The following is a 9,348-nucleotide window of genomic DNA, read 5'->3' as shown; positions in this document are numbered from 1 at the left end:
CGAATCAAGCAAGTTTCGCTTGTTGGATAATATTTAAAGAACTCTATGAAAAAGAACGGACAGTAGTGATTTAATTTTATTAAATAGTAAAGTGTAGGGCGTATTGCAATACGTTCCTACATGTTAGATATTTATATATTATTATTAAAAGCCGATGTATTAATATAATAGGAGGGAACTTATATAATGATAATAAGGCTGGTAAAATATGGCGGGGCGATGATTTTACTGCTTTTTTTAAACTGCGGTTTCAAACCGCCGGCATTGGATATAAATCCCAATTTAGCCAAAATATATCCCGGTTATAAAGGCGGAGTTGCCAGAAATGGCTATAACAGCTCTGATGAATCGACCAGAATCAACCCGTTATGGCAAATTAAATTCAGGTATCCGCTGTTTTATTCACCCTCATTAGCGGGCAATTATATTTTTCAACCCGGTATTGATAAAAAAATTCATGTAATTGATATTAATACTGGCGTAGAATTTGCCGAAATTAAACTTAGAAGGTCAATCGGCGCAACTCCGGAATTGGCTGATTCTTTCATGGCAATTTGCGAGGAGGGTGAAAGCTCGGAACTCCTGGTTATTAATTATGTATCAGGGAAACTGATCTGGAGCGCAAAAACATATAAGTTAAGCCTTCCGCCTTTGCTCTATGATAACAAAATATTCTGGGTTGACGGCAAGAACAGGATTAATGCTTTTCAAATTGATAATGGTGAGAAAATCTGGTCGAATAAATTAGTAAGCGGATTCGACTCAGGTCCCGTAATTAATGATAGCCTCTTGTTTATTTCTACAAGAGATAACCACTTATACTGTTTTGATATTAATAATGGCAAAGAAGTCTGGAAAATAATTAGTGTTGGAAGAACCAATTCCAGTCCTGCCTGTTTTGACGACAGGCTTTATATATGTGGCGCTGATGGCAATATCTCCTGCTATAACTGCTCGGACGGCAAATTAAATTGGCAGCACGCCGATCAGCCCAGAATATTTTATTCTCCGGTGGTTGATGAGGAAGGCGTATATTATGGTTCAGGCAATGGCAGATTTGTTAAACTTGATAGACTTAATGGGAAATTAATATGGGACTTGGAGATAGATTCGCCTATTCGAGGAACAGCATTGTTGACCTCGAAAATGGCGATATTCACCAGTTTGGATTTTACGGTATATATGTTAGATAAAAACAATGGAAATATTATCCAAAGCTATATAGTCGATGGCATGGTTAGCGCGGCGCCGGTTGTTTTCGATAATAAACTTTTTATAGCAACCCAGGATAAAATTCTTTATTGCTTTAATATGACAAGGTAAAAGTGGATATAAATTTCAAACCAACGCCAATAGATGAAATAGATGTCAAGAAAATCAGTCTTGATATTTTCCGTGATATTTATGCTGCCTCCCGCCAGCTTATGATGTATCCCATGGGTCATCCGATTATGAACGAGACCCTTAAAAAGCCCCTCGAAAGTTTAAATACTATTTTTAGCTTTAAGAGGTCTTTTATTTTTCAGGTACATAATCAGCGGCTGGCAGCCGAGGGAATACTTCTGGATGATGCTGTTTTTATTAAGGGTTTGCTGAAAGATCTTGCTAAACATGACATCACCCGGGTTGAGTTTACAGCCGAAATAACATCCGGTGATTTATATACCTTTCTCAGCAAACTGCTCGAAAGTAAATGCCTGTCAGGCGCAACTATTCAGGAATACCTTGTTGAGAAAGATGTCGCTTCGATAAAAATAAACCAACCGGGTTCATCTCCTTTATATAATATAGATGATAATATAATTGGCTTGCCAAAGGCGAAATATATGCTCTCGGAGCGGGTTAAGGATATTCTTAACGATAACTCAAATATTATTATTTCATATTATATTGATGAAATTATTGATGATGATGATCTGGCCGCAAGACTGGAAATCAATTTCCGTCTGCCGTTTCTTGCCAGCTATATTAAATCAATAATTTCCCATATGCCTGAAAAAAAAGCTCTTGATCTTATTACCCAAGTAATTTATTCCACCAACTGGTTGGGTGAATCAACCGACCAAAAGACTCTGGAAGGTATCCGCAAACTCTGGAAAGATTATACTGTCCAGAAAGAGGATATATCTATAATATTGCCGGTTTATAATATTTTCAAGTCTGTTGGGGCTACCGAAGACGTTATAGAATTTATATTTGATAAAGCGGCTCTTATCAAACTCAAAGCGGTTCGCCAGACTGAGGAGATTATTAGCCATCTAAGGGCAAACAGGGCTAGGGAAATTGATTTCCAACTGCTGAAAAGTACGGTTTTCAAGCTGGCTACCGATATGTACAGCCAACCGCTTGAAAAGCTTCTTAAACAACTTCTCGACAGCCTGTCATCGAGAGTTCTCGATACTCGCCAGCGGGGCCTAAGACTTACAATTGAGGCGACTGAAATACTTGCCGATGGGGCGTTTTGGGATATTTACCGAAATTTCATAAAAGAAGCGCTGAGGTTGGCATTAATGCCCAAGTCTCAAAATGAAATAATCGAATTGATAGTCTGGATAATTGAAAAATCGGCTAAAAAAGAGCAATGGGAATGCTTAAAAATTGGCGTTCAGACGCTAAAAACTATTGCCAGCGATAAAGTTGATTACAAAAGCATACAAGCTTCCAACAAGCTTGACGAATTAGCCGAATCCCCGATTTTGACTGATATTCTAACGGGAGCTGTGCTTGACAGCAGCAGTGGCTCGGAATTATTTGAAGCTGTTTCTGCTATCGCCTCACGAAAGGTAGCGGCTGTTTTGGTCGAAAAAATTGATTGTCCCAATCGTAATACAAGGGCAAGAGTGATAAAATCATTAGTAAGAATGGGCGAACAAATAGGTCCGGAGGTTATTAAGAAGTTTGCCGAATTAGTCAGCGCCGGTGAAACCAATGATGTAAACGCATGGTATAAAATCCGAAATATGCTTCGGGTTTTAAGCGAGATAAAATATTTTGAAGCTATTCCATATTTTGAAGTTCTTGCCGGATGGAAACAGAAACGGATTAAACTCGACTTGATATCTGCCTGCGAAGTTATGAAATCGCCAACTGTTAGCGGTGTGTTGTCGAAACTGGCTGTTGATATTGACCGGGATGTGCGTAAAAACGCTATTATTGCGCTGGGGATGTCCGGTTATCCTGATATGGTAAAACAACTAAGGAATCTATTTACTAAAACCATATCTGACCATGAGCTTATAATTGTCGCTATTGGCCGTATAGGCGGGGCATTTGCCAGAGATACATTGATAGAGCTTTATGAAAATCCGGATGTCTTTGAAAATTTGGAAATATCTAAAAAGGATGAACAGAATATCAAAGTAGCTTTATTAAAAGCATTGTCTGTAATTGATGATGATGTTTCCCGAAGTAAAATCGAGCTTTATAGCAAATCAGGCAAACACAAGCTGTTTAAAAAGGATGTTCTTTCCGAAACCGCCTTAATATTGTTAAGCAATAATAAAAAGTAAGCGTAATACCGGATTTTACGTTAGACAGTAGGTCTGCGGTCTTGACTATTTTTTTATGCCTTAAAGGTACGTATTGCATACGCTTCCTAACCTTTCTCAAAAGTGGAATAACTCTGCGTCAACACTTTACATGATTATGCGATTTTAAAATCTCCTTTCGAGAGAGCATTTAGGAAACCGCTCTTTTTAAATGTAAATGGCGCTGATAAAAGTCCCCCGCCAGCGGCGGGAGATTTAGGGGTATGTTGACAGTTATAAAAATAAAAAAACAGCTATCTAATGCTTCACTTTTCCGGAAGATTGGTTTTTCAAAATGTGTAATGATATCGACTCATAGCTATATCTTATACGATAATCACTGCCATAATTAAAATTCCAACCTGCCTGCCGGCGGGCATGGCTGCAAAATCAGAGTTGGCAAACTTTCACTTGCTCAAATCTTAAATTATTATTATATATTTGCATAATAAAATTGGAGGTTGCTGATGATTGATACATCTGATTTTCGAATAGGTATGCGGCTGCAGATTGACAGCGATATTTTCACTATTATCGATTTCCAACATGCCCGCACTGCTCAGCGAAAAGCTAATGTTTGGACTAAAATGAAAAATATCCGCACCGGACAGGTATTGGAGAGATCGTTTCCAGCCGGTGAGAAATTTGTCGAACCTGATTTTTCCGAGCGCAATATGCAATATCTATACAACGACCAGGAAGGTTTCCATTTTATGGACTCGGAAAATTACGAACAGATTGACTTGACAGAGGAACAGATTGGTCATAACAAGGGATACCTTCAGGAAAACGTAGAATACCAGATACTGTTTTTCGAGGGCAATCCTATTAATGTCCAGATGCCGTCGGCAGTAGTGCTTAAGGTGACTGAGGCCGAACCTGCGGTTAAAGGCGACAGCGTGTCAAATATTACGAAGCAGGTTACTGTGGAAACCGGACTTCATGTAAAAGTGCCTTTATTCGTCAAAGAGGGCGACAAGATTAAAATAGATACCCGTGAAGGCAAATACTTAGAGCGAGCCTAAGAAAAGGTGCATGAAGAGTTAATAGCGGATGGCCTTATCGGCACTGATGAGGCTGGCAAGGGGGATTATTTCGGACCTCTTGTCTGCGCCGCCTGTTATGTGGATTCCAAGCTTTTAAAATCGCTGACTGATATCGGAGTCAGAGACTCAAAAAAAATCTCAAATAAGCGTTCTTTGGAGATGTCTATAGTAATTAAAAGAACGTGTCCCCATAATATTATTGCCATTGGGCCTGAAAAATATAATCAGCTTTATGCAAAGATGATGAATCTTAATAAGCTGTTAGCCTGGGCGCATGCAAAATCAATTGAAAACCTGCTTGGGAAAATAAACTGCCCGAATGTCTTAACCGACAAATTTGGTGAAGAAAGCCTTGTCCTGAATGCTCTTCAGGAAAAAGGCCGAACCGTCAATCTTATCCAGAAACATAAAGCCGAAAGCAATATAGCTGTGGCGGCGGCTTCAATTCTTGCCCGTGCGGAGTTTTTAAATCGTTTATCGGCATTATCAAAGAATTGCGGCATCGACCTTCATCCCGGAGCGGGCGCGCCGACCGACCAGTCGCTATTGAGATTTGTTAAAAAGCATGGCCGGGATAAATTGTCGCAAGTGGCTAAAATCCATTTTAAAACAACTAAAAAAGTTCTCGGATGACCTTAAAAGATTATAAAAATGAAATAAAGCTCCTGATGAATGACAATATCCACGGAGCTTTTTATATGGAAGCGGCTCTGTTGAAAATATTTAAACAGGCATCACAGGAACTAAAGCATGTTAGTTTTAGGAAGTTGGTCAGCTTTGCCAAAGATTGGCCAACCGTTATGGCAAATTTGCTTAATTTGATTAACGGACTTAATAATCTTTTTATAAAACCAGACGCCGACATTGATGAATATTTGGATAAGATTAAGAAAAATATAAAGGCTTCGCAGTCATCTATTGTTATGAACGCAGCCAACATTATTACACGTTATGATACAATCGCTACGATGTCTAACTCAAGAATGGTTAATGATGCCATAGATTTAGCCGCAAGCATTGGTTGGCGCGGTATGGTCTTAATTGCCGAGTCGCGGCCAATTTTGGAGGGCAGAACGCTGGCGAGAAAGTTATCCCGATTGCCGATACAGGTTGTTTTCGGCGCCGATTGCCAGATATTCTCGCTTTTGGATGATGCCGGAGCCGCTTTTGTTGGCGCGGATGCTGTAGGGGAGAAGCACTTCATTAATAAAATCGGCACTAAGGCGATGGCGGCAACTTTAGGCTCACAAAAAAATCTGTACATTCTGGCTGACTTGTCTAAATACTATGATGATGTCAGGCATCTTGAAATACCGGAAATGCCGTTTACCGAGATATGGACTAATCCGCCTAAAAATATTACTATACGGAATCAATATTTCGAGAAAATCATTATTAAGAAAAATATGGTTTTTATTAATGAAGCAGGCTTGTTTAATCAAGCCGATGTGAAAAAATATCTTGAAACAAGCGAACTTTGTAAGTAATATAGTATCAAAAGGACGTAAATATGATTAAATTATTTGTGCTTATAATAGTTGGCGTTTCCGCAATATTTATTTTTTGCTCCGGCGACCCTTACACTCCTGAAGTAGAAACCGGATTGCTTGAGATATATTTGCAGGATAGCCCGGCTGATTATGAATCGGTCTTTATTACTATCGATAGTCTTGGTTCGCGCTCTACAGATAACAGTACCGGTGAATTGACAATTTTATACTCCGGCTCAGAAAAATTCAATGTTGTCAACTTGAGAAATGGAAGCCGCTGTTTATTAGTAAGCAAGGAATTGCCGGAGGGAAGCATTGGCTCGGTTAGAATAGTCTTTGGCCAGTGCCGGGTTGTTATTAACCGCATATCGTATGATTTATACTTTTCGCCGCCGGCCTGCAGCACTATGGAGGTTTCGGGGCGAGTAATATTCAATAAAAACAGGGATGGAATAGCCTTATTGGATATTAACCTTATGACCTCTATCAGCTATGATTCAGTATTTAGCAGATATGTATTCGAGCCTGACATTTCTTTGCTTGATATAGATTCCACCGGCTCAATTTATGGTACTATAATTCCGCCTCACAGCGATATTTATCTTTTTAAAGACAGCCAAGAGCCTATTGCCTATACTTATGCTGCCGGTATTTTTGGTTTCTATGGCCTAACGCGCGGGCTTTATGACAGCATAATGTGTGCTCCTCACGGATTAGATACATTATTCCATGACACTTTAATGAATTATAATTACCCGATATATCCGGGTGCTGAATATGATATGTTAGACTTGGAACTTCCCGAACTTGGGGGCTAATGATGCGGCGAAGGCAGTTTATACAAACTGCGTCTGTCGGCGCAGGCCTGGCATTATGCCCGGGATTCGCTTATTCCCAGATAAAGCCTTCTCCATCAACCAATACGCCGCCCGGTAAAGGCTATCATCCCGCCAGCTATTATATTAAACTTGAGGATGGCATTGTCGAATGCACTCTATGCCCGCGGCGATGTCATGTAAGCGACCTTGAAAGAGGCTACTGCGGCGTTAGGGAAAATATCGGCGGCGAATACTATACGCTTGTCTATTCAAAAGTATGCTCGGCGAATATCGATCCAATCGAGAAGAAACCTTTGTTTCATTTTCTGCCGGGCACCAATGCTTTTTCAATCGCCACGGCGGGCTGCAATATGAACTGCAAATTTTGTCAGAACTGGAGCATATCTCAGTTCAGACCTGAGGATGTTAATCATTTCGATATGCCGCCGGATAAATGCGTTGATATTGCTAAAGAAAACGGCTGTCCGACGATTGCCTATACATACTCCGAACCTACTGTATTCTATGAGTATATGCTTGATTGCGCTAAAGCCGCACGGCAGGAAAATATCAGCTCGGTGGTAATCACCGCCGGTTTAATCGAAAAAGAACCGTTAAAGGAATTGATAAGCTCGGTTGACGCTATCAAAATCGACCTGAAAGCATATACGCAAACCTACTACAACGATATTTGCAGCGGCTTTCTCAAACCGGTATTGGACAATCTGATTACTATAAAATCATCCGGTATCTGGCTAGAGATTGTTTATCTGATGCTGCCCGGCCTCAATGACAGCAGGCAGGAGATATCAGGGCTATGCGATTGGCTGATGGCTAATCTTGGCGCGGATGTGCCGCTTCATTTTACCCGATTCCATCCGGCTTACCTGATGCAAAACCTGCCCTCGACACCGTTAGAGCCGCTTGAACGGGCACATGGTATCGCTAAGGATAAGGGTCTGCATTATGTTTATATCGGCAATGTGTACGGTCATAAGGATGAGAGCACCTATTGCCACAGTTGCGGCAAACTGCTTATTGGCAGACGCGGCTTTCAGATTACAGCGAATAATATTGTCGATGGCAAATGCTCATCATGTCAAACAGTTATACCTGGCGTTTGGAGTTAATCAATAATGAAGTATCTCACGCGTAGGGGCGTATTGCATACGCCCTCTTGTTCGTGGTTGGTGTACGTCCACGTGCACCAACAAGGATAGAATGCAGATAATTGTATCTCAACGCGTAGGGGCGTCCGCCTTAGGCGGATACGCCCTCTTGCATCGTGGTTGGTGTACGTCCTCGTGCACCAACTAGTGAATCAGTATTGACATTATTAAAATTTGAATGTATATATATTTGGTAGTGAATTTGAAATAAATTTAAACTAATAGAGAAGTTTAAAAGGTGGGAAATGAGTAAATTAAATTTCGGAAATATTTTTAAGATAGCATTATTATTTGTTTTTATATTTATATTAGTAATAATATCACCGCAATATATTTTTAAAACAGTAGTATCAAAATTAGATATTAAATCACTTATTAATATCTTAGCTATTGCTGTATCAGCATCTTTATTATTATGGCAATTGAAAAAGCAGCATAAAAATAATATAGAACTTCAAAGAGAAAACAATAAAGATAAGTTGAAATTAGAGATATTTAAAGAGTATAGCAAAACTATAACAGATGCCAGAGAAAAGATCTCATCAATTCAGGGTGCGGCCTATAACATTACTACTAGCTTAACCTCATATAGCACACTAGTCTCTATGGGGATAAATCCTTCCCCTATAAGTCAAAGGGAAGTAATTTTCAGGGATGCGCACGATGCAGCATCGATTGCGCTTACAGATTTAATGTTTTTAGTGGAAAAATATGAAATAATAAATCCAAATCTTAAAATATTCAGTGCGGCTTTCGGTTGTGCACATTATGATATGTGGAAGACTTTTCCCCCTTTTCTTGAAATATTGACGGAATATTTACCTTATGATGTGCCGAAAATAAATCAAGAAGGACTAGACACTAATGTGATTATTCCCAAAACACCCTCAGAAGATGATATTAAAAAAGTATCAGAAATAGCTCAACCATATATTGAAAATCTAATAGATGCTCAATTCTATGTTTATGATTTAGCGAGAGAGGCGCAAAATATATTGCTTGGCAGTTTATTTAACCGCCGTATTCCTATAAGAAAACCAGTTGATCCTAATTATGTTGGTATATCAACATCACCTGATGATGTTGCTAAGCTGGAGAAGTATTTTTATGAAGAAACAGAGTGGGGAAAAGAGCAGAAAAGAGCAGCAGAAAAAGCTAAAGAAGAAGTAAATAAAGATATATAGTAAAAGTTGAATAAAGAAAAAGTTATAAGAATATTTTTAATAAAGGAAAAATTATGAAAAATAGATGGTATATTTATTCGACAATTGTAATTGTATTGATAGGATCAATAATAT

Annotated in this window: 8 protein-coding genes; all 8 read left to right on the top strand. The window is 39.2% G+C overall.

Annotation, left to right across the window (positions count from 1 at the left end):
• The first annotated feature begins 186 nt into the window (after positions 1-186).
• The 8 genes from J7K40_15505 to J7K40_15470 all read left to right on the top strand — a co-directional run bounded on the left by J7K40_15505 (position 187) and on the right by J7K40_15470 (position 9,234).
• On the top strand, positions 187-1,323 hold the full coding sequence (locus tag J7K40_15505) for a PQQ-like beta-propeller repeat protein (GenBank protein ID MCD6163802.1): 1,137 nt from the start codon (positions 187-189) through the stop codon (positions 1,321-1,323).
• A gap of 2 nt (positions 1,324-1,325) precedes the next feature.
• Positions 1,326-3,509 (top strand): HEAT repeat domain-containing protein, encoded by a 2,184-nt coding sequence (locus J7K40_15500; protein ID MCD6163801.1) that lies wholly within the window; start codon positions 1,326-1,328, stop codon positions 3,507-3,509.
• A 485-nt stretch (positions 3,510-3,994) separates the two neighbouring features.
• Positions 3,995-4,552: an elongation factor P gene (gene efp / locus J7K40_15495; GenBank protein MCD6163800.1), complete on the top strand. Its 558-nt coding sequence runs from the start codon at positions 3,995-3,997 to the stop codon at positions 4,550-4,552.
• Positions 4,553-4,558: 6 nt separating this feature from the next.
• On the top strand, positions 4,559-5,206 hold the full coding sequence (gene rnhC, locus J7K40_15490) for a ribonuclease HIII (protein ID MCD6163799.1): 648 nt from the start codon (positions 4,559-4,561) through the stop codon (positions 5,204-5,206).
• Positions 5,203-6,060: a hypothetical protein gene (locus J7K40_15485; protein MCD6163798.1), complete on the top strand. Its 858-nt coding sequence runs from the start codon at positions 5,203-5,205 to the stop codon at positions 6,058-6,060. The genes rnhC and J7K40_15485 overlap by 4 nt, the downstream gene beginning before the upstream one ends.
• 23 nt (positions 6,061-6,083) lie before the next feature.
• Positions 6,084-6,881: a DUF4382 domain-containing protein gene (locus tag J7K40_15480; GenBank protein MCD6163797.1), complete on the top strand. Its 798-nt coding sequence runs from the start codon at positions 6,084-6,086 to the stop codon at positions 6,879-6,881.
• Positions 6,881-8,011 carry an AmmeMemoRadiSam system radical SAM enzyme gene (gene amrS / locus J7K40_15475; protein ID MCD6163796.1) on the top strand — a complete coding sequence of 377 codons (1,131 nt, stop codon included), beginning with the start codon at positions 6,881-6,883 and terminating at the stop codon, positions 8,009-8,011. The genes J7K40_15480 and amrS overlap by 1 nt, the downstream gene beginning before the upstream one ends.
• Positions 8,012-8,295: 284 nt before the next feature.
• The gene (locus J7K40_15470) at positions 8,296-9,234 is read left to right on the top strand and encodes a hypothetical protein (GenBank protein ID MCD6163795.1); all 939 of its coding nucleotides are present in this window, start codon (positions 8,296-8,298) and stop codon (positions 9,232-9,234) included.
• Positions 9,235-9,348: the final 114 nt, after the last annotated feature.

This window comes from Candidatus Zixiibacteriota bacterium (assembly GCA_021159005.1).
GTDB lineage: Bacteria > Zixibacteria > MSB-5A5 > UBA10806 > 4484-95 > JAGGSN01.
Note: the sequence above shows the minus strand (reverse complement) of the source record. Positions and strands in the feature narration are given on the sequence as shown.

What these genes read in the sequence shown, in the direction of transcription:
- J7K40_15505 (MCD6163802.1), top strand. Translation starts at nt 187, where the DNA reads ATGATAATAAGGCTGGTAAAATATGGCGGGGCGATGATTTTACTGCTT.
- J7K40_15485 (MCD6163798.1), top strand. Translation starts at nt 5,203, where the DNA reads ATGACCTTAAAAGATTATAAAAATGAAATAAAGCTCCTGATGAATGAC.
- J7K40_15480 (MCD6163797.1), top strand. Translation starts at nt 6,084, where the DNA reads ATGATTAAATTATTTGTGCTTATAATAGTTGGCGTTTCCGCAATATTT.
- J7K40_15470 (MCD6163795.1), top strand. Translation starts at nt 8,296, where the DNA reads ATGAGTAAATTAAATTTCGGAAATATTTTTAAGATAGCATTATTATTT.
- amrS (MCD6163796.1), top strand. Translation starts at nt 6,881, where the DNA reads ATGATGCGGCGAAGGCAGTTTATACAAACTGCGTCTGTCGGCGCAGGC.
- efp (MCD6163800.1), top strand. Translation starts at nt 3,995, where the DNA reads ATGATTGATACATCTGATTTTCGAATAGGTATGCGGCTGCAGATTGAC.